The sequence below is a fragment of the Amphibacillus indicireducens genome (assembly GCF_039539605.1).
In the GTDB taxonomy this organism is placed as follows: domain Bacteria; phylum Bacillota; class Bacilli; order Bacillales; family Amphibacillaceae; genus Amphibacillus; species Amphibacillus indicireducens.
Window position 1 is genome coordinate 1 of the sequence record NZ_BAABDL010000010.1, and the last position, 21,448, is coordinate 21,448.

22 protein-coding genes are annotated in these 21,448 nt (G+C 35.6%); 1 reads left to right on the plus strand and 21 read right to left on the minus strand.

Going from position 1 to position 21,448, the window contains the following annotated elements:
* Positions 1-44: 44 nt before the first annotated feature.
* The 16 genes from ABD814_RS00825 to ABD814_RS00900 form a co-directional block, all read right to left on the minus strand.
* A complete protein-coding gene (locus ABD814_RS00825) occupies positions 45-305 on the minus strand; it encodes a hypothetical protein (RefSeq protein WP_344909476.1) in 261 nt (86 codons plus the stop codon).
* 7 nt (positions 306-312) lie between these two features.
* The gene (locus ABD814_RS00830) at positions 313-702 is read right to left on the minus strand and encodes a hypothetical protein (RefSeq protein WP_344909478.1); all 390 of its coding nucleotides are present in this window, start codon (positions 700-702) and stop codon (positions 313-315) included.
* Positions 703-907: 205 nt separating this feature from the next.
* Positions 908-1,630, minus strand: coding sequence for a M48 family metallopeptidase (locus tag ABD814_RS00835; protein WP_344909480.1), 723 nt, complete (start codon positions 1,628-1,630; stop codon positions 908-910).
* Positions 1,631-1,632: 2 nt separating this feature from the next.
* On the minus strand, positions 1,633-4,734 hold the full coding sequence (locus ABD814_RS00840) for a type I restriction endonuclease subunit R (RefSeq protein ID WP_344909482.1): 3,102 nt from the start codon (positions 4,732-4,734) through the stop codon (positions 1,633-1,635).
* The gene (locus tag ABD814_RS00845) at positions 4,727-5,956 is read right to left on the minus strand and encodes a restriction endonuclease subunit S (protein WP_344909484.1); all 1,230 of its coding nucleotides are present in this window, start codon (positions 5,954-5,956) and stop codon (positions 4,727-4,729) included. The genes ABD814_RS00840 and ABD814_RS00845 overlap by 8 nt, the downstream gene beginning before the upstream one ends.
* 35 nt (positions 5,957-5,991) lie before the next feature.
* Positions 5,992-6,984: a virulence RhuM family protein gene (locus tag ABD814_RS00850; RefSeq protein WP_344909486.1), complete on the minus strand. Its 993-nt coding sequence runs from the start codon at positions 6,982-6,984 to the stop codon at positions 5,992-5,994.
* Between the two features lie 32 nt (positions 6,985-7,016).
* The gene (locus tag ABD814_RS00855; protein ID WP_344909488.1) at positions 7,017-7,895 is read right to left on the minus strand and encodes a GIY-YIG nuclease family protein; all 879 of its coding nucleotides are present in this window, start codon (positions 7,893-7,895) and stop codon (positions 7,017-7,019) included.
* A gap of 41 nt (positions 7,896-7,936) precedes the next feature.
* Positions 7,937-8,767, minus strand: coding sequence for a DNA damage-inducible protein D (gene dinD, locus ABD814_RS00860; protein ID WP_344909490.1), 831 nt, complete (start codon positions 8,765-8,767; stop codon positions 7,937-7,939).
* A 19-nt stretch (positions 8,768-8,786) separates the two neighbouring features.
* Entirely contained in the window at positions 8,787-10,310 is a 1,524-nt protein-coding gene (locus ABD814_RS00865) for a type I restriction-modification system subunit M (RefSeq protein ID WP_344909492.1), read from the minus strand.
* Positions 10,310-10,900: a restriction endonuclease subunit S gene (locus ABD814_RS00870; protein WP_344909494.1), complete on the minus strand. Its 591-nt coding sequence runs from the start codon at positions 10,898-10,900 to the stop codon at positions 10,310-10,312. Before ABD814_RS00870 ends, ABD814_RS00865 begins: the two co-directional genes overlap by 1 nt.
* An 809-nt stretch (positions 10,901-11,709) precedes the next feature.
* Positions 11,710-12,174: a DUF3879 family protein gene (locus tag ABD814_RS00875; RefSeq protein WP_344909496.1), complete on the minus strand. Its 465-nt coding sequence runs from the start codon at positions 12,172-12,174 to the stop codon at positions 11,710-11,712.
* 63 nt (positions 12,175-12,237) lie between these two features.
* Entirely contained in the window at positions 12,238-12,579 is a 342-nt protein-coding gene (locus ABD814_RS00880; protein WP_344909498.1) for a hypothetical protein, read from the minus strand.
* Between the two features lie 202 nt (positions 12,580-12,781).
* A complete protein-coding gene (locus ABD814_RS00885) occupies positions 12,782-14,347 on the minus strand; it encodes a recombinase family protein (protein ID WP_344909499.1) in 1,566 nt (521 codons plus the stop codon).
* 3 nt (positions 14,348-14,350) lie between these two features.
* Positions 14,351-14,764: a serine integrase family protein gene (locus ABD814_RS00890; RefSeq protein ID WP_344909515.1), complete on the minus strand. Its 414-nt coding sequence runs from the start codon at positions 14,762-14,764 to the stop codon at positions 14,351-14,353.
* Complete coding sequence (locus ABD814_RS00895; protein ID WP_344909501.1) at positions 14,764-16,326, minus strand: recombinase family protein; 1,563 nt, start codon at positions 16,324-16,326, stop codon at positions 14,764-14,766. The genes ABD814_RS00890 and ABD814_RS00895 overlap by 1 nt, the downstream gene beginning before the upstream one ends.
* A 52-nt stretch (positions 16,327-16,378) precedes the next feature.
* Positions 16,379-16,606 (minus strand): SHOCT domain-containing protein, encoded by a 228-nt coding sequence (locus tag ABD814_RS00900; protein ID WP_344909503.1) that lies wholly within the window; start codon positions 16,604-16,606, stop codon positions 16,379-16,381.
* A gap of 212 nt (positions 16,607-16,818) precedes the next feature.
* On the opposite strand from ABD814_RS00900, the gene ABD814_RS00905 reads away from it, so the two are divergent.
* Positions 16,819-17,655, plus strand: coding sequence for an aminoglycoside 6-adenylyltransferase (locus ABD814_RS00905; RefSeq protein ID WP_344909505.1), 837 nt, complete (start codon positions 16,819-16,821; stop codon positions 17,653-17,655).
* Between the two features lie 113 nt (positions 17,656-17,768).
* Here ABD814_RS00905 and ABD814_RS00910 read toward each other — a convergent pair whose 3' ends face one another.
* The 5 genes from ABD814_RS00910 to rlmD form a co-directional block, all read right to left on the minus strand.
* The gene (locus ABD814_RS00910; protein WP_344909507.1) at positions 17,769-18,476 is read right to left on the minus strand and encodes an N-acetylmuramoyl-L-alanine amidase; all 708 of its coding nucleotides are present in this window, start codon (positions 18,474-18,476) and stop codon (positions 17,769-17,771) included.
* Positions 18,473-18,883, minus strand: coding sequence for a phage holin family protein (locus ABD814_RS00915; RefSeq protein ID WP_344909509.1), 411 nt, complete (start codon positions 18,881-18,883; stop codon positions 18,473-18,475). The genes ABD814_RS00910 and ABD814_RS00915 overlap by 4 nt, the downstream gene beginning before the upstream one ends.
* 77 nt (positions 18,884-18,960) lie before the next feature.
* Positions 18,961-19,203, minus strand: a complete 243-nt coding sequence (locus ABD814_RS00920; RefSeq protein WP_344909511.1) for a hypothetical protein — start codon at positions 19,201-19,203, stop codon at positions 18,961-18,963.
* Complete coding sequence (locus ABD814_RS00925; protein ID WP_344909517.1) at positions 19,200-19,514, minus strand: DEAD/DEAH box helicase family protein; 315 nt, start codon at positions 19,512-19,514, stop codon at positions 19,200-19,202. The genes ABD814_RS00920 and ABD814_RS00925 overlap by 4 nt, the downstream gene beginning before the upstream one ends.
* 126 nt (positions 19,515-19,640) lie before the next feature.
* Entirely contained in the window at positions 19,641-21,035 is a 1,395-nt protein-coding gene (gene rlmD, locus ABD814_RS00930; protein WP_344909513.1) for a 23S rRNA (uracil(1939)-C(5))-methyltransferase RlmD, read from the minus strand.
* Positions 21,036-21,448: the final 413 nt, after the last annotated feature.

A 21,448-nucleotide genomic window follows, 5' to 3' on the forward strand; every position in this document is an offset into this window, starting at 1 on the left:
TTGATTGGTTATTTTTAATTGATTTGATGCGGTTTATTCAGGTTTTATGATTGGGCTATGAATAATCTAGGTTCATTAAATGTTTTTTGCCAAAATTGTTCATTATTATTATTCTTATTTTCATCCCAAATAACTAACAGTTTTTTTAGATTAGCTATTCCTACAACATTATTTAATTGGTCAAGTTCATCCGCTTGTATTTCAAGTAATTTAGCAATGATTTGATCAGAATTTTTCGTGCTTCCCATCCATTTTAAAGTTTTTGTTAGAAGCTGATTCTTGTCATCATCCAGAATGGCATCCAATAAAGGATCATCTTCCTTTAATATTGCTGCTATTCTTTCTGTGAGGATATCTTTTTTTTGAATAAGTATTATATCCCCACTGAATTCCATAATCTTCATAAACCTTATAGTACATATCTAATTCCGTCATAAGGGTCAACATTTCTTCTGCTTTAATTTCAAGCTTGAAGAATTCGTCTGCTTTTAATTTAGTTGCGTCATACTCTTGATAATCTTCCCATAGATCACCGGGTCTTTTCCTCTGGAATAAAAACCAACCCCTAACTGATGCCTCTTCATTCTGATCATTATTAACGATCATCGGCCTGAAGAGTAACCTAGTAGTTCTAGTTTCTCTTAAAACAATATCTTTACCCTCCGCCGTATCAGCAGATGTTGAATTAACAGTAACTTGCATTTGATCAACCTCCATAAGTGATTTCCAATTTACACAAAACAACATAGTTTTCCCAAAACCTTTACTCTATATTTTACTTGTCCAAAGCTCATACACGTTATTCATTTTGATCTTCTTGATTTTATAGACAAAAACCCCAACGAAACTCATACTCTTCATCGGGGTCCTCTCATGTTGTTAATAAATTTTCTACTTTAAAACAAATCTAAACCTTCCTTGCCACTTCCTCATCCAATATCCTTTTCCGTTCCTTCCAATCTGGCATCAATAGTTGAAGCAGATTGAAGAAGTTGAAGTCATGATCAGGATATTTGAAATGAAGTAGTTCGTGTAAGATGACATAATCGATACAAAATCTAGGAGCGATGATAAGGTCTTTGTTCAAGATAATCTTGTTCCCTCGCGGTAAATAACTGCCCCACCTTAATTTCATTTTTCTCGTCTCTAATTGTGGGCGTGCTATGTCATATATTCTTACAAGTTCATGCATACGGCTTAAAGACTCTTGAAAAACAATCTCTTGTCTTTGTTCGTACCACTCGATCATTAATTGCTCTTTCCCATGAAAATCTTCTACAACTTTTACATACATTTCAATCGTTCCACGATAGTAACGAACATATTCTTCTGCAACTGTCTCATACACTTTTAACCTATACTGTCTGCCTAAATACCTGAATGTTTCACCCGTTACATATTCACGTGGAATTTTCTTATATGGTGCAGTACGTTTAAAATAGTTTAACTTCGATAAGATCCAGCGACCTTTTGACTTAACAAAAGCCTTTATTTCCTCAATGTCCACTTCATCATTCGCCGAAACGAATATATGTTGATCTGGCTGAACTGTGAGGTTTATATGCTTTACGTCTTTTCGAATTAACTCAAATGTAACTGGCTGATCACCATATTGTACAGTTAACATCATCATTAAAACCTCTGTCTTGCAATTTCTTGCATATTTCGATTCAGTTTATCAATTGTATCCCAGTCTAGTTCAAGATTATACTTTTCCTTGTATTCAAATAGTACATCTTCAATTGCTTGTTCCATACTGTTTCTCACGTCTTGATTATTGTGCCAATCGACTTTTACTTGCTCTTCAATTGCTTTTTCGATATCAAGGGATACTTTTCCTAAAATATCTTTCATCGCTACGTCTTTATTTGTCTCATACTTTGCCCGTTCCTCTGTAAGTACATCATGAAGACTTCCGTAAAACGCTTGAGCATGTGGGTTACGTTTAATATCATCGGGATAGCCAACGATATCCTCTTCTTCATACTCATCGGCATGCTTATACATTGCTTCGAGATACTCTTTCTCACTAATTCGCTTTTCCTTGTATTTATTAAACGTTTCTTCAATCATCTCGGAAAACTTTTTATAATATGCAGGGTCTTTCCCATAATTATTACTAATACTTCGGCTGATGCGACTGCGAATAGCATCAGCTCGTGAAGCTTCTCCTTCAAGCATTTCAACTTCTCGTAATAGTTCATTTTTATCTGTTAAATTCACTTGCTTTGTGATTCGGCTTACGTCATGGCTTGTAATATCGCTATCGATAAGTTGTTGCATTTTTGGATCTAACTCGGACAAGTCCACTGAATCACCATACCGAATTCGAACAGATTTTCTTAATTCCTTATAAAACTTCACATTACGCTCAATATCTTTAATTTCATCTTCCATCGCGTTATACAGATTCGATGAGCTGATCGCAAATTTTAATGACGTTTCTACTTTATTTAACTTTGCATAAAAATCGTCCCTTATCCGTTGATCCGCTAGAATAACCTCATATGCACCACTGTCTTCAGTATTATGAACAGCTTTGAAAATATCAACAAGATTACTATAATTTTGCCTCAGTTCCCCGATAATTTCCATCGAATCATACAGTGTTCCCTCTAAGTCTTTGGGATCAAATTGTTCCAGTCCACTACCAGAATAAACGTTCATTGCGTTATTTAATTCTGTTAAAAGTCCTCTGAAATCAATGATTAAACCACGATCTTTCTTATCATATAATCTGTTCACTCGAGCAATTGCTTGTAATAAATTATGCTCTTTCAACGGTTTATCAACATAAAGCACTGCTGCTCTTGGTGCATCAAAACCTGTGAGTAATTTGTCAACAACAATTAAAATATCAAAGTCTCCATGAATAAACTGATCTTTGATCGATGTTTCATAACGTCCTTCATCCCCATATCGTGCCATCATTCGATCCCAATATTTTTGAACGATATCTGACGTTTCTTTTGTCGGATCATCATGACCTTCTCTCGTGTCAGGTGGGGAAATGATGACTCTTGCTTCAAGCTCATCATAAAACTCAAACATCTTTAAATAACGAATTGCATCTGCTTTACTACTTGTCGCCAACATTGCATTAAGCTCAGTTCCAGCTAGTGTTTTATTATAATGTTCAATAATCCACATCGTAATTAACTGAATCCGCTTTTGGGATGATGCGACTCTTGTCAACGTACTCCATCGTTGTTTCACATCTTGTTTTTGTTCTTCTGAGAGTCCTCTTGTTAACATTTCTAAGTTACGGTCAATAATTTCGTCATTCACTTCTTGTTCGACCATTAATCCTTCATAAAATAACGGTAAAATGGTTTCATCTCGCACCGCGTCAGCGATCGTATACGTATGAATAAGATCACCGAATTTCATCATTGTGTTCTTCTCTTTTTTCATAAGTGGTGTTCCTGTAAAGCCTAAATATGATGCGTTAGGGAAAACTTTCCTCATTTTATTATGGAACTTACCATATTGTGTTCGGTGTGACTCATCAACTAACACAAAAATATCTTGTGATAAAATTGGTTCCTGATAATCTGCCGCTGTTTCAAATTTATTTACAATTGTTGTAATAATATCAGCTACATTATCATTAATTAAATCAACTAAATGCCTACCTGTACTTGCCTGATTCGGCCGTAAACTCGTATGCTGAAACGTTTGGTAAATTTGATGATCTAAATCAACACGGTCTGTAACAATAACAACTTTCGGATGTGCACCACGTAAGGCTGAAAATATATATTTCGCAAACATAACCATTGTGAGCGACTTCCCACTACCTTGCGTATGCCAAATCACACCAGATTTTCGATTCCCATTTTCGTCCCGTTCTTCAATCCGGTTTACAATTTCTTTGACACCAAAAAATTGCTGATAACGTGCGACCTTTTTTACGTTACTATCAAACACAATAAAATACTGCATAAACTCTAGTATTCTATCCGGATGAAATAATGAAACAATATCTTGATCTTGTTTAGCTATTTCTCTCGTTTGAATCGCATCATTTAAAATGTTTGATAGCCAGTCAATTTCTTCTTCCCTCCAAACCGCCCAAAATTTAGAAGGTGTCCCACATGTCGCATAGCTTGCTTCATTTCTATTTGTTGCCATGACGAGCTGAACAAACTTAAACAAATGTGGCGCATAATTTTGTTTTTGATTACGAATCATTTGACTTACTGCTTGATTCAGTGGAATTGCTGGTCGTTTATTTTCAATCACACCGATTGGAATGCCATTGATAAATAGAACAATATCTGGAAAGATATGTTCGATCCCATCTTCCCGTTCAACTTGAAATTCATCTGTCACATGAAACACATTATTTTCTGGATTCACCCAATCAATATAATTAATATTGAACGACCGGCGATTACCGTCAGGTGTAAATTCTTCATAACTTTTTCCAAGCATAAGTAAATCATAAATTTTCTCATTCGTGTTTACAAGACCATCTGTTAGTGGAACATCAATATCACTCAATGCTTTATCAAGGTTTCCTTCAGAGAAGGAGTGATATTCGCCTTTATACTCATAGCGATTTATTTTAGTAAGTTGTTCTTTTAAAACAGCCGTTAAAATCGGATTGTAAAAGTTGCCACGCATAGCAGTTGCTTCATTTGGTGATATATACTCATAACCAATTTTTTGTAGCAACTCTAATGCAGGGACTTGGCTTGAAGGACGTTCATGATATAGATTTTTACCCACTAGTTACAGCCTCCTTTACCCGGACAATTCCTGTTAACAATAACTGCATCAGACCTTTTTTCTGTTCTTTTAGTTTTGCAACTTCTCGTTTGAGTAGGTCTATTTCTTGGTCTGCGGTTGATAGAATTTTAGCGATACGATGTTGTTGTGAAATACTTGGAACCTCAAGTGTTGTTTTTAAGAATTCTGTTTTAGATAAATTAAATCTTGTAGAGCCCTGAGCAAGCCGCATCATTTCATATCTAAAGCTATCTCCTCTTAAACAGTACCTTAAAAACTCGGGTAAAACCTCTTCAAAACTGCTTAATCTAAAGCCGAAACAAAAACTGTTCAGATAAATATCTTCTTCTATTTCGTCTAAAAGGACTGAACTCATTCCTACCTCATGAGGGGTCTCTGAAGATGTTGTAAAAAATACATCACCATACTTTATCATATTTTGTTTTTCCCCTTCTTTGAGTAACACCCTATCAAAAACATTTAAATTCAATTTAGAATTATCAAATATATTTTTAAAAGTGATAAATTTTTTCCCTGTTCCAAAATCCTTACGTGTTTTTCCGGTTAAACCATTATAAGTCTTACCTAAATCCCTTAACTTTAATTTAAACCACTGATTTGAATTGACTGGTGTAAGTAGTTCTTGCATCAACCCTTTTTTCTGTTCTTCTTTTTCTTTAATAAGGGATTCTTTTAATTCAATCGCCCGATCCCATGTTGATAATATATCTGCTATTTTTTGTTGTTCATCTACTTTATTTGGTATTGGTATTTTATGCATATGGACATCATTCCTATTTAAAGTAGGAACGCCTGTGCCTGCATGAAATCTTTCAAGTTTTATATATTTATATAAGTAGTATACAAACTTTTCTACATTCCTCTTAAAGTCTGTTACCCATAAAGTTGTATTGTGTGGCCAAAAGTTGTCCGTAATATAAAAAACATTACCAATTGTCCCTGATCTTCCAGTCACAACTCCTGGTCCCTCAACTTTATATTCGTTGTGATATCTAGAAATCCCATTGGAATAGCAAACGGGAGTATCCCCAATATTCACCTTTGATGCCGGCAGATCGAACCCTCTCTGTAATGGAGCTATGTCTTTTAGCTGCTTTACTTCCCAATCTGAAGGAAAGATATCGTTCCTGTATTGTTTATAACCTGCCGGAATAATCTCCTGTCTAATCTGCTCAATCCTATCCTTTATTTCTTGATTCAATAGTGCTCCCCCACTTTCTCCCATGCAAAATATGTTTACTTCAACCTCTTCTGTTCTATAAACTCATCAAAATCGTCTTTCTCCGAATATTCAAGTCGCTCTTGATGAAAAATTTCATACTGATCTGTTGCTAATTTATCAGCTACTTCCCTGCGTACTTTTCCAGCATTTTGAAGGATTTCATGTTCATTAAATTGCAAAAATGCATCTAATCGTTCGATCCAGTCTTTCATATACATGGCTTCATGTCTTTTAGCTTGTAATTCTGCATAGTCTAGGTACATGGTGACGATTCGATTTAATTCATCTAATTCTGTATCTGTTAAGTAATTTTTTGCTATGGTAACATCTTCTTTCCGAACTTTGTCACCTTTCCATGAGGTCAATCCCATGTTTTCTTTTGAGGCATCAGCCCGTAACTTGATTAATTCGGGAGCTGTATGCCCGTGAATAGCAAAGTGGAGCTTGTTTTGTACAGTTGCGAAAAACTCCTTTGTCATTGGAACATTAGGATCATAATCAACTGACGTGGCGTAAATATCAGTGATCTGTTTGTAGAAACGTTTTTCTGATGATCGTATATCACGAATACGTCTTAAAAGTTCATCAAAATAATCGCTTCCAAGATTCTGAACTTCCTTTAATCGTTCATCATCCATTGTAAAACCTTTGACAAGATACTCATTCAATCGCTCTGTCGCCCACTTTCGAAACTGTGTTCCACGATGAGAACGAACACGATAACCAACAGCAAGAATCATTTCGAGATTGTAAAAGGCTACTTCGCGTTCGACTTGACGAGTCCCTTCAGTTTGAACTATTAGGTTTTTCCTAATAGTTGCCGTCTCATCCAACTCGCGCTCTTGATAGATGTTTTTTATATGTTCATTTATTGTCGGTATTCTTTTTTGATATAGATCTGCCATCGCTCTCTGTGTCATCCACACTGTTTCATCTTCCAAGCGCACATTAATCTTCGTTTCGCCATCTTCTGTTTGGTACATGAGAAACTGAGAATCATTCGACATGCTTTACACCTCCACCTCAAAATATATAATCATTATTCTAGCTCCCTTAACTCCATCTCATTTAAACTTTTGCCGTTATGCTTCCATTGTCTGCGTCCATTTTCCGTTCCTCCAGCTATAGCCGCAGCCGCGTAACTTGGACTATTGAAAATATAATCATCCGTAAATTCATAAAGGCCTTCATGACTCATTTCTTTTAATACTCCACTTTCAACCAATGAGCTTCTCATCTTTTTGATAGCTGGCAATGCAGAAGGTCGATCCTCAATAACCGCTGTTGATCCTTTGAGTACGATATATTTATCATCTTCAATTTTCATTTGAGCTTGTGCATTATATACACCAAACTCATAAATCACATCTTCTTCAGATTCCTTTTTTGCCATTGACTCAATGCGTTTTGGCTCCAGAATATCGATCCCGACTGATGACATAATTAATCTGATCGCACTTAGAAAATGCTTCATTTCCGCTGTGTCGACCTCCGACAGATTAGGTGTAGAAGGTATTTGGTTATTTTCCAGTTCTGCTTTATCCGCCTGGGTAATCAGCTTGTGTATTTCAGATTCAAGATATTGGATTTGCGTTTTCGTTATGTAGTCGTCTTTAGAAGTAAATACAATCGCCTCATCCCAAAAATCCTTCTGTTTTCCACCACGCGAATGACTTTTGAGCCTCAAATCAACTGACTCTCCTTCACCAACATAGACCATTAATTTGTCTGGATTTTCGATGTTATTTCCAAGTAAAATATAACAACCTGGCTTCTTTGATTCATTTCTTTCTAAAAACTCTTTTAATTTTGTCCTTGGAAATATTGTTGTATATATCGTCATGTTAGATATTTCCACCGTTCTAAGTCCTTTTGGATTTCCATCGACTAAAAACAAACGGATTAAACTTCCCGACAAGTGAATCCCTCCGTTCAGAAATCATTACATTAATCTCTTTTTTACTCATCGATTCTTTTTGGTTCTTTTTTTTCTAACTGTTTAATACTTTTTTCAGGTGTAGGCAAATTCTCGGGCATGGTACCACCAAGGTCTTCAATTGTTTGTCGAACTTTTGCTCCAACTTCATAATGTGTTCGATTCGCTTTTGTTTTTCCTTTTATGCGATCACGCCGTAATTTTTCATCTGTTTGCGTAGCTCTAAATAAATTGGCGGCTAATTCGGTACTTCCCATATGATCAAGAATTTGCTGGCTCTTTCTTAGCTTTTTTCGTTGATGAATCTGTTTGGCCCCCATCCCACCATATAAACCTTGGTAACCATGGTTTTGAAAAACTGCATAGTCATAAGGTGTTTCAACACCTGCATTTTGTGCCGCTTCAGCCAAGGATTTATTATGTTCCTTTAATTCATTTCTTATTGCTAACCGCTTTTGATCTTCATCTAATGACTGAAATTCATCCTGTAGCTCTTGCTTACGGGTTTGAACTGCGAAATATGTTTGGCCTAAAGCAACAACTTCTTTTTTGGGATCCGCATTTTGGACAATTAGATAGCAAGCATACCGAGATAACATCATATCATTAATTCCACGAACAGCTCCTGAACCCAATTCAACCATTTTCCTGACCTCAGGAAAATGGTCTAAAACGTTATGGCCACTGTTTTCACAAGCTTCTTTAGCTTTGTCAATTACCCTTGAAAAATTCTCCCATTTACTATACTGTAAAATTTCTTGCAAATCCCTGGCATACCAATAATCTTCACCATAGTCATTGACATGACGATATTCCTCAAACACCCGCTCGTTATACGAATCTATATTTGACATGAGTGCTCCCCCCTTATTGTTAAAGCCCCAACTCTTTCAAATACTTCTCCATCTGACTTTCTACTTCTTTCAATTCTGCTTGAATATCTTTTATGTTTGTCGCTACTTGTTCCATATCAACCGGATCTTCTTCCTCAAATGTGTCTACATAGCGCGGAATGTTTAGGTTAAAGTCATTCTCCTCGATTTCTTTAAATGTTGCGACATAAGAAAATTTATCGATTGTTTCATAGTTGTTATATGTTTCAACAATTCGATCAACATCTTCTTTGCGTAAGAAGTTTTGATTGGAACCTTTTTCAAAATACTCTTCAGCTGAAGCATCGATGAATAACACATCTTTTTGTGTACGTCCCTTTTTAAACACTAAAACAGTTGCTGGAATACCTACTCCATAAAATAGTGCTTCTGGTACCCCGATGACTGCATGTAAGTAATTTAACTTAATAAACTGTTCTCGAATTTGCTTCTCTGCTGCTCCCCTAAATAAAACACCATGAGGTAAAATGGTAACCATTGTTCCACCCTCAGCAAGTGATGCTAACATATGCTGAACAAATGCCATATCTCCACGACTTGCAGGAGCTATTCCCCAGTCAAAACGACGATATGGATCAAGCTCTGGTGACATGCGGAAGCGATCTTCACCTTCGCCAGCAAAACCTTCTGCCCATTTCGCCAATGAAAATGGCGGATTCGCAACAATTCGTTGGAATTTCATTAAGTTCCCCTGATCATCTAAATGAAGAGGGTTTGCAATAGTATCTCCCCATCCGATATTCGCGTCATCAATATTGTTTAAAAACATATTCATTTTCGCGAGAGAATGGGTTTGCCCATTTCGTTCCTGGCCATATATTGCAACTTTACGATCCTTTACTTTATCAACAACACGGATTAATAACGAACCTGAACCACACGTCGGGTCATAAATTCGGTCGTTCTCTTCTGGTTCTACAAGTTGTGCTAATAGTTCAGATAACATAGGGGGAGTAAAAAATTCTCCGCCTTTTTTACCTGCATCAGAAGCAAACTGCTCAATCATATACTGATAAGCATTTCCAATAATATCTTCATCTTCAATCATAGATGGGCGAAGGTCGAGACGATTGAAGTCTTCCAAAACGTTTCTTAGAATAGTGTTTCGCTCTCGTGTTGAACCTAAAACAGCTTCACTATTAAAATCAATATTACGAAATACCCCGCGTAATTTTGTTGCGTTCGTGTCTTCAATATTACCTAGTGCTTTATTGATAATCACACCGATTTCTGGATTAGTTCGCTCACTATATAAATAATCAAACGTTGATTGTTCATCTAACACGAATCGCTCACGATTCATTGCTCTCTGAATTCGTTCATCATTCCCATCATATTTTTCCTGGTAAACTTCTAATCTCTCTTTATGTACGTCACTCATATATTTCACGAATAACATGACAAGGATGTAATCTTTATATGTGCTCGAATCAATTTTCCCTCTAAATGTATCAGCAGCACTCCAAAGAACTCGATTAATCGTATCTTGTGTAGTCTTTCCCATTAATAATCCCTCATCTTCTCTTTAATAATTTCACTTGTGATCACTTGATAGTATTGATCTTTCTGTTCAATAAGATCATTCAGTAATCGACGCTCTCTTAAATATAGCTTGTGTAATTGAGTAATGTTTTCTTGATCTGTTAATGATAACTTTGGTATTTGAAGCCTGCGAATGATTTTCTGATTAATGTTTGGAGTAAGTGTTCCAGATTGTGATCGGAAAAACTCTCGCCTCACATTACTCGTATTTAAGTACCAACTAACATACTCTGGTAAATATCCCGTGTGTGTAATTTCAATTGATACAAAATAAGATGGAATCAAAACGCCAGCTTGATGTTCTTGAATACAAACAGACGTAAACGGTTCATTTAACCGTAGAAGAATTTCCCCTACTTGCGTAAAATAATGATCATCTAAAATTTCATTACTAGGAAAAAGTTCAAGATCTGCCTCATTAAAATCACCATGTGCTTCAATATTGTTTAAACTTAGTATTTTATACTTCTTTTCTAGTTCAAGCTCACTTCTCGCCCGCTTTCGTGATAAAATTAAACCAGACTCGATTTGACTAATTTCACCTAACCTCACGTAACACCACCTACCTGCTTTTTAAGTTTAAAAATCACATTTAACATTTGAATACCATTATACATACCACGAAATTATTGTCAAGTTTATATTTTGTTAAATTAAGCATTTAACAAATAAGTGCGATGTGTTTTTTATATAACTCGCTAAACACAGGTTACCAATTATTTGGTGAAAAGTAACCTAGCATAGAAAATAACTATTCTATGCTAGGTTTGTGAGTTTTTGGGTTTAAATCAATGTTTTCGAAACATAAATATTAAGTTTTTCAGTTTGTTTTTTGATGATTCTTTATATTAAACTACGTGACTTAGCGTGGATCTAGTTGGCTTAAAAGTATACTGGCCTGCCATAAAAGGTGATCATGCCGTCTCTCCGCGTAAAGTCCTGCAGTGAATGTACGCTGAAATGAATCATGTGGCATAAGTATATAAGTAATGAGTATTTAACAAATCTATATTAATAGCGAAAATAAACTTTTGGTAAAAAACAATAGGAAATCCCTGATATAAAAGGATTTCCCTAATTCAACGCTTTATTATCACTCGTTAAGAACAAAATAATATTCTTCTGAAATGGCGGTTCTTACAAGGATTTATTTTGTTTATACAATTCTCTTTTCAGTAATACCACACACTCCACATGGGACGAGTTACCAAGCTTGATGTCTAGGTTTTTTTTAGGTGAGTACGTCTGCGGGAACATGTCGACTAAAGATGTACGTTCGTGGGAATAGTCAATAAATTTTGTTATATGCCAAGGCTTAAAGTCATCTTGTTCATCCTATTACGATCTTCAACAAGAAAACCTTATACTCTTTTATCAAATCCTGGACTTGAAAAATATTCATCAAAAATATTTGGATCAAATGGTTCTCCATGTTTCCAAATTGGATTGTTTTCCCTCACAATATCGACTAACTTTTGCGCCTCTGCTGTCTTTATTTGCGTTAATGTCCACATAGTTGATGCCCGTTCATCTACAGGTAAAGTCTGCGCATGTTTTTTTATGAGTTCATTAAATGATTCACTTTTTTCGTTTACCATACCAAATCCATTTATAAAATTCTTTCTTGTCTGCTCGATAACCTTTTCTTTTATATCATCTGAAACTTCAACTATCTTTTTCCAGTCGCTCCGTCCAGTAATATCCATTCCCGGTTCAATGAACTTACTCGGATCAAAAGTTTCCTGTTGATTTTGTAGATTAGATATTTTATCTGCTTGTTGCATTGTCTTAATCCACATAGATAAGTATTGACCACCAATACGCATATTAATCAGACTCCCTTTTATTTATGATTTTCTTATTCATAACTAATGCTCTATCATTATTTGTTAATACGTATAATCTACTGTCATTCGTGCGGTTGCAGTTGAAACCGTTCTAGTTGTAACAATATATACTTGCCAAGTACCATAAGGATCTAATCCATTAAATTCAGTAAACGATAGTGAGGTACTACCTACCAAGCGCGAGGCCGAATAACCACTTGGGTGTTTAACGTAAAGATAAAACGAATCACTTCCAGAACTAACATTAACATTCACTTTAACACTTGATACTGATGCATTCCCTGGAATTGATCCCGATGAAATGTTCCTTGAAGCAGATGGATTTCCAAACAGTGAGTTCATTGTGCCTGTACTACCAGTAAAATAATTTGACGCAGTATCCACTGGTTATGCCATTGTTAGACAAATCACAAAAGACATTATAATGATAGACATTTTCTTTTTCATCTTGAATAATTCTTCTCTCGTTTAAGTTTATTTACTATATATATCGGTCACTGCATGCATTTCTTTAGTTTCACAATATAAAAACGACCTATACAATTATCACTATGTCGATTGTATAAGTCGTTTTTTGAATGAAATATTATATTTCAACTTCAACAGCCATTTCAGACTTAAATTCTATCTCCAACTTTTCAGGATGAACAGTAATCTTTTCAATCATTCGCCTCATTAGTTGTTCATCATACGTTTCTAATTCACATGTTTGCTTTTTTAATAATTCTGCAATTTCATTCAATCGTTCTCTTCCATTATCCTGTTCCGCAATCTCTAGTTGAAGTTGTTGTTTCTCTTCCCTTCGTTTGTAAATATTATCGACAACGTCATTAGAATCTTTGTTTGAATTCGCTAGGTCGATTAAAGAATGCTGCAACGTTTCTAGTTCTTTTTCAACTTTCATCAGTTTATCGTGTAAGTGACTTGATAATGTTTGGGCAATATTTTGTTCTAAGACTTTGAGGAAATTGCTCCGATTTTTAAACAGTTCATTGATCGCTTGGATAACGGCTTGTTTTAAATCATCTTCTCTAACTGTTCGCGCATCACAAAATACTCCTGTATTTTCAAGTCTGCTGACGCATCGCCAAACGATTGACCTCTTCCCTCGGTTATTCCAATGGACTCTTCTAAATATCTCCCCACAGTTTTCACAAAATACAATTTGAGCCAAACTGTGGTTGCTACTGTAATTTCGTCTTTGTCCATTTTTGCTAATATGAGCGATTTTTCGTTTTTTCAATTCTTCTTGCACGAGTATGAAGAGATGTTTTGGTATGATGGCTTCGTGGTTATTTTCCACATAGTATTGCGGAACAACACCATCGTTGTTCACTCGCTTTTTCGATAAAAAATCAACGGTATATGTTTTTTGAAGAAGTGCATCTCCCATATATTTTTCATTCGTTAATATTTTATGAAGTGAACTGCTGTACCATTTTTTTCTTCCTGCACCCGTCAATATACCGTCCGCTTCAAGTCCTTTTGCGATTTTATTTAAGCTAGACCCTTCCAAGTATTCTCGGTAAATACGCTTGATGATTTCTGCCTCTTCTGGCACAATGACTAAGCGTTTATTTTCATCTTTTGTATAGCCAAGGAATCGATTATGGTTTACTTGCACTTCACCTTGTTGATATCGATATTGAATACCAAGTTTTACGTTTCGACTTAATGACTGACTCTCTTGCTGAGCAAGTGATGCCATAATGGTAAGCATCACTTCCCCTTTCGCATCCATTGAATTGATATTTTCTTTTTCAAAGAATACGGGTATATCTCGTTCTTTCAGCTTTCTTATATATTTCAAGCAATCTAACGTGTTCCTTGCAAATCGGCTGATGGACTTTGTAATGATCAGATCGATTTTTCCATCCATACAATCAGCTATCATTTTATTGAACTGTTCCCGCATTTTCGTGTTCGTTCCTGTAATGCCATCGTCTGCATAAACCCCTGCAAGTTTCCACTCGGGATTAGCTTGAATGTATGACGTGTAATGTTCGATTTGCACTTCATAACTCGTTGCCTGTTCATCACTGTCAGTTGATACTCGGCAATAAGCAGCTACCCTTAATTTTTGCTTATCACTTACTTCCCTCGTTCTTCTTGGTCTCTCAGGAATAACTGTAACATTTCTTGAACTTTCCATACTCTAAGTCACCACACTTTCTATTAAACTGTAAACATATTCTGCTTGTTTATATGGGTTGTCATGTTTGATATCGATAGTTGGTATAGTGAATGTGGGAATTTCAAACGGGGTTTCTTCTTGTTTTTTATTTAGTCTACCTAATTTTTTTGCCCGTTTATATCTTTCTATCTTCACTTTTTCAAATAATTCTTTTGATATTAAGATAGGAAAAATATCCGTTCCTAAGTATCTTTCATCCGTTAATATTCGGGTAATACCGCCATGATTTCTCTTTATTCCCGCTTCCTTAGCGGCATTTGCTAATGACAATCCTGATAAATACGCTTGAAAAAGATGCTGCAGTTGTTTCAGCTCTTCTTTATTTATGACTACTTTACCGTTTTCAATTTGATAGCCAAATGGTGTATGTGCCATCACCTATTCACCTCTTCCTTTAGCAACAAGCCACTTTTTAATAAAAAACCTATTTTTGTTGACGAGTCTATATAAACCTTTTCAATATATTCGTTAAATATCGTCTCTTCAAATGATGCAACTTCCTGCTGTTTATCGGTGAAACTCATCAGTCTTTTCAGTTCGTAGACTTGTTCTTCTTCGTTGCGAATAAGTCGTAGCAACCGTTCTTTATTCTCCAACAACTCATTAATTTGGTTGTCCATCTTCGCCCGTTGTTCTTCATACAATTTCTGTTCTAAAAACTTATCATCCATTAGCTTTTTCAACATTTGACTCTTTGCATAGCACTCGGTCAATTGCAGTTCAATATTATCGAGTTGCTCTTCTATATCCTGTTTAAAGCCATTTTTCATTGTTTCAAATAGCGGATGCAGTATTTCTTTACGAGCAAATATAAGTTTATTCATCATCGTAATAAAGGCTTGATGAATTCGTTCTTCTCTTATAAAAAGCATGGAGCATCTATCTTTATTTTTGATATGTGTTGAACAGCACCAGGCGATATATTTTTTATGGGTTGAAGTATGAATTCTTCTTTTAAATGTATCGCCACATTCCGCACATTTAATCTTTCCTGAAAAAGGATAGCGATTTAAATATTTTCTACTTCCGACTGCTACATTCTTCTGACTTGCTTGGTATTCGAGCATCTGATTAGCCGCTTCAAAATCAGTATGTGTGATGATTGCTTCATGATGATTTTCAATTAAGTATTGATCCAGTTCACCTTGATTTACTTTTCGATTGAAATGCTTATCGGTAAAAGTTTTTTGAAGTAGCACATCTCCCGTGTATTTTTCGTTCTTTACTATTCCACGTATCGTAGTGCCTGTCCAATTACCATTTCGTTTTGTTGGAACTCTTTCTTCGTTTAGCTGCCTAGCAATGCGTTCAGTTCCCACTCCTTCAAGTACACTATTGAATATTCGCTTGACGACCTGTGCTTGATCTTCATTTACAACAACCTGTTCATCGATATAATCGTAACCGTAAGGCGGATACGATAATTTGTACGTTCCACGTTTGAATCGTTGCCTAATCGACCACTTACTGTTTTCTGAAAGCGACACTGATTCATTTTCTGCAAGGCTACTTAAGATTGAAAGCATAAGTTCACTTTCCATTGAGCTTGTATTGATATTTTCCTTTTCAAAATAAATCTGCACACCTAAGTCCATTAATTTTCTGACTAACTCCAAGCAGTCAATTGTGTTTCTCGCAAATCTACTAATGGATTTAGTTAAAATGAAATCAATCCTTCCTTTTTCACAGTCGGATATTAAGCGAAGCAGTTCAGGTCGTCTATCCTTTTTCGTCCCTGTGATACCTTCATCACTGTAAATATCAACGAGCCGCCATTCTTCATTTGTTTCAATCAAAGTTTTGTAGTGTCGTCTTTGTGCTTCTAAACTAATAAGTTGATCCTCATTTGATGTTGATACACGTATATAGGCAGCAACCTTTTGTTTCGGTTTTATTGCTGAAGATGTTGTCACATCAAGCATTGTTATCTTTCTCATCAACTCCACCCCCTTCTTGTACGTGATACATTACCGTTATAACACTGTTATATCAAGGTTTATCGCACATTAACGGACCTAATAAAGGATTGAATTTTTGACGATTTAATTTGCTTATTTGATTGAATTCTTCTTGAGAAATGAGTCTTTCTTCACGAAGTTTTATAAGCATTTTTTCAGCAAGATGAAAATTAAGTTCATTTTGAAGTTGTTCCTTGGTTTGTTTTGATGGTGTATGGTTTGGTGTTTGATGATTAGGTGAGAGTTGTGTCATTCGCATATCGTTTTCCTCCTAAATAGTCTTCTACCTATATGCGAAAAAAAGTGGGAATTCGAACCCTTATTTCTGTAATATGTTGATTAATAGTTGATATGTAATTGAAGTTCTAGATATAATGAAAGTAGATTATTCAACAAACGGGCCAGATTGTGTAATAAAAACAAAAAATTTTACAGAACAAATATTATGTTAAGGGAGGGTATTTTAAATGTGTGGGATTTGTAAGTAGACATAGAGCAAGAGATTTAAAATTACCAAATAAACGTGAAAAATTATTAGACGCAATTGAAAATGATTTATCAAGTGATGATAATGTCCTTGCATTTTTTTATGGTGGATCTGTTGGGAATAAGAACACAGATGTCTATTCAGATATTGATCTTAGAATAGTCATCAAACCTAACAAAATAAAAGAATACGTTTTAAATAAGAAAAATCGTGCTAAAAACTGGGGCAATGTCCTTTATTATGAGAATTTAGACCCTTATTCAATTTATACTATTGCTCACTATGATTGTTTTGTTAAAGTAGATATCTTTTATTTTAGTCCAGATGATATTCAACCATCTACATGGTTGAAAAATATAAAAATAATAAAGGACAATGAAGGTTTAATGACTGATATATTAAAGCAGTCAATGGTTCTTAGTTATAAACCATCGGTAGATGAATTTGATAATTGGAGAACAAAATTCTTTGCATATTTGCATGAGGCATATAGAAGAGCAATGAGACAAGAGTATTATTATGCTTTGGATTGTATTGATAAATTACGCTTATCAATAGTAACTGCTTGGTACATGCATTTAGGAATACAACCCAATACGTTTGGTGATTGGGCTAAATACGAAGATGATCGAAGTGAATTGAGAGAATGGCAAAAGTCACTACTCAAAAGTTGGGAATGTGGAAGAAATACGGAAGAAATTATAAATGTTATGAAAAGTATCGTTCTTGAATTTAAGAATCTCCATAGTTCTCTTTGTGAATTATTGGAAATTGAAGAGGATTTAAAGTGGGTAAATAAAATTGTAAGTATGGCCTTATGAAAATCAATAATTATTAAGGCATCTTTTATTCCACTAGCGGGCGCGATTGTGGAAGAACAAATAGTCATTTAAGTTACAACCGAAGAGTTTAACTACTCTTCGGTTGTTTTTATTTATTCATACTTCACAAACGCATCTTTAAACCCAGCTTTCTTTGCTTTTTCTAACTGCTTATCTGCGTTCTTTTTCACACTATACGCACCAATCTGCACACGATATAGTTTCTTTCCACCAGTTGATGGTTTAGATGTTGATGTACCTTTCGCTAATTCTTTCTTCACATCAGCTCTAAACGTATCCATTGACTTACCATGTTTTGAAAACCAATGACGAGGGTCGCCATGATTACTAGCTATTTTCTTCTGATAGCCCTCATAATGGCCGATGATATTTTTCTCCGTCAGTTTGTATTGCCTACAAAGATAAGCAGCAAGTTCCACCGCTTCTTTATAAACTTTATTAAAGTAAGTTTTGTCGGTTAAATTATCTTCACAGATTTCAAAGCCAATATGTGTATTATTCGCATCACCGCCCGCATGCCATCCACGATGATTCCAAGGTAATGTTTGGTAAGTTGCAATCGATCCGTCTTTTAACTTTCCGATAAAAGCATGAACACACACTTGTCTGCCATCTGGACGTGGCTGGTTCCAGTGATTATTATATGGATTCTTTCCTAACAAACCATCATCTGGACTAACGTAACGTTTTAAGTTTGGATTGTTTGCCCCTGTGCTATGAACCATAATTCCCTTTGGTGTGATTTTCCTTCCAGCTTTGTAGCATTCATTCTTCGTTAAAAATAATTGTTTTAATTTCATTCTTCATTTCCTCCCTTATTGTTTAACTGAGCAAGTGCATTTTTCAACTTCTCAGGTATTGGTAAACCCAAGTGTGAAGCATTTTCTAGCATGGAAATACCTTCATTTGAACAATAAAAAAAGATAACTGCTGTTCTTAGAACGCTGCCATCCCCTATCAAGTGAGTGTCAATCATATGTCCAACACCTACCAATATAAAAATTAACACTTTTTTAAAGATTCCTCGATAACCAATCTCACTGGATGGTTCCTTATCAACAATTGCACACATAACTCCAGTGATATAATCAGCAACAACCAATATGATCAATGCATACAAAAAGCCATCTAAACCTCCTAAAAACCAACCAATAAATCCACCTAGCGCTGTAACGATAATCTGTATCCAGTTCCATATATCCTTCATAGTCAGTTTCCCCCCTTCAATTTTAAAAATATCTATATAAAAAGAGTGCCTACATTTTGTAGACACCCTTGAATTGTTTAAATTTGTTTTGGTAATACTTCCCATACTCGCATATCTTCCTGACCTAATGACCAAATGGCAATGCCCCGTAACTTCCACCTATAAGCTGCTGCATTTGAAGCGGTTATATTTTCACCTTCAATAGTCGCAATTAAATCTCGCTTCATGACATCCAACGTTTCTTTTTCCTTAGGGTTCAGTTGAACAGGCACTTCGTTCATAATCAGTTTGGGAAGTTTTAAATAATCTCTCCCCTTCATACTGATTGTAATATCGGATATTTTATCGTATATGGCATCTTCCACTCCTTCTTTTGGTTATACGAAAAAATCATATGTTGATTTCTTTTATCGGGGTCAAAATAGGATTCTCTAATTCCACCGATGAATTTTCCTAGTCTTTCTCCCATATCAAGCAACCGATACTCTGCCCATAAATCCATTAAGCCATTCGATGAAGGTGTACCCGTTAAACCAACCATCCGTTTAATTTCAGGTCTTACTTTCATCAAAATTTTAAACCGTTTTGACTGATGCGATTTAAAGGAAGATAATTCATCAATTACAACCATATCGAAATTAAAATCAATACCGCTCAATTCTCACTTCATTTCCACACAAACAAGAATAAGATTTCCCAGCTTAGACATTCTCCAAAATCACTGGAAAACCTTATTCTATCAACACTTCAACTACTATTATTCATCTACTCTTGACATCAATACAACCGTCTCCACGTGTGCCGTATGCGGAAATAGATCAACCGGTTGTACCTGATCAATTTGATACCCAAATGGAAGCAATTCTTTTAAATCAACTGCTAAACTCTCAGGATTACATGAAACATAAACAATCCGATTAGGCTGGGATCTTCCAATGCGGCGCATCACTTTTCCACCTGCTCCTGATCTTGGTGGATCAAGCATAAGTAAGTCTGGACTACCAAACTTCTCGATCACTTGATCAAAACCTCGACGTGCATCACTCGTAATAAAGTGTGTGTTATCGATACCGTTGTCTTCAGCATTTCTGATCGCTGATTCAATTGACTTTTCAACGATTTCAACGCCAATCAATTCTTTAACTCTGCTGGCAAATGGCAGTGAAAACGTACCGACACCACAGAAGAGATCGATCATTGTTTCAGTTGCTTTTGGTTTTGCCATTTCAACCGCTAATTCAACTAAACGTTCAGCTTGTCTCGGGTTTGTCTGAAAGAATGTATCAAACCATAAACGATAGCGATAGCCAGACATTTCGTCGTAAATATAGTCACGTCCAGCTAAAACATATTGTTCCTCAGCTTGGGTACGATCTGCCCAATCATTATTAACAAACCAAACTAAACTCTTAACTTGCTCAAATTTGGAGCTGATTCGTTCGACAAGATCATCAGCAATTTCTTTTAACGCTCCAGTTGGTGGTTCTGTTGCAAATAATCCGAGCATGACTTCACCTGTCGCATACGATTGTCGTACCATTAGATGTCTCAAGAGCCCCTCATGTTTTTCTTTATAATAACCAGAGAGTTGGTGAGTTTTTGCCCAATCCAAAACTTCTAACATCGTTGTTTCTGTCTCTTCACCCGCAATTAAGCATGTTTTAAGATCAATCACGTTTCTGAAATTACCTTGCTCATGCAATCCAAGTGACCCATCACGAGCAAATGTAAACTCCATTTTATTTCGATAGCGCCATGGCGAATCGGTTCCAATCGTTTCATTAACAAGCTCTTGATCCAAACCTTGCGCTGCGAAGCTTTTCCGGACTTGATTTGTTTTTTCTTTTAATTGACCACTATAATTCCAATGTTGGAAAACACATCCGCCGCACAACGAAAAGTGTGGACATTGTGGTTCAATTCGATCTGGAGATGCTATCAATATTTCATCAGCAAAAACACGCGCCCACCTACGATCAGGTTGTTCAACAGTAACTCTGACCTTTTCACCTGGGATTGTTTGTGGAATATTTAATTTTAGTTTCTTTGGATTTATTTGACCTGTATCGCGCCAAACCTCTGCCCGACCAGTTCCTTTATTATCAATATAATTAATTGTTGTTTCATAAATTTCCTTTTCAATTTTAACCACAATTGTTCCTCCTAAAAAATCATTCACTCTTATTATAGAAGATAATTAGAATAATCACACTAGATTTAGCGATAATCGTTTTTGATTTAACCGATTTGATTTATAATCCTGTAATATTACATAAAAATATAGTATTTATTAATAACATTGCATAAAAAAGTTAAGAAAAAATCAAGTTATGTGATTAGCTCTAATTAAGAGGATCACACCCGCAGCTGAGTGATGTTTCGCTTTCCTCGAAAATAAAGATCAATTTTCTTCGTGCGATGTTTATTCGGGGAAGCTTTCCTTATCCTACGGGCAGGTGTTTATGGTGGGACGAGTAATCGCAAATGTCTTCGGTGGGACGAGTAATCGCAGTCCCAGTCCCAAGGCTTGAGCTAACTTTGCCAAGTAAAGCCCGCTTGTCAAAG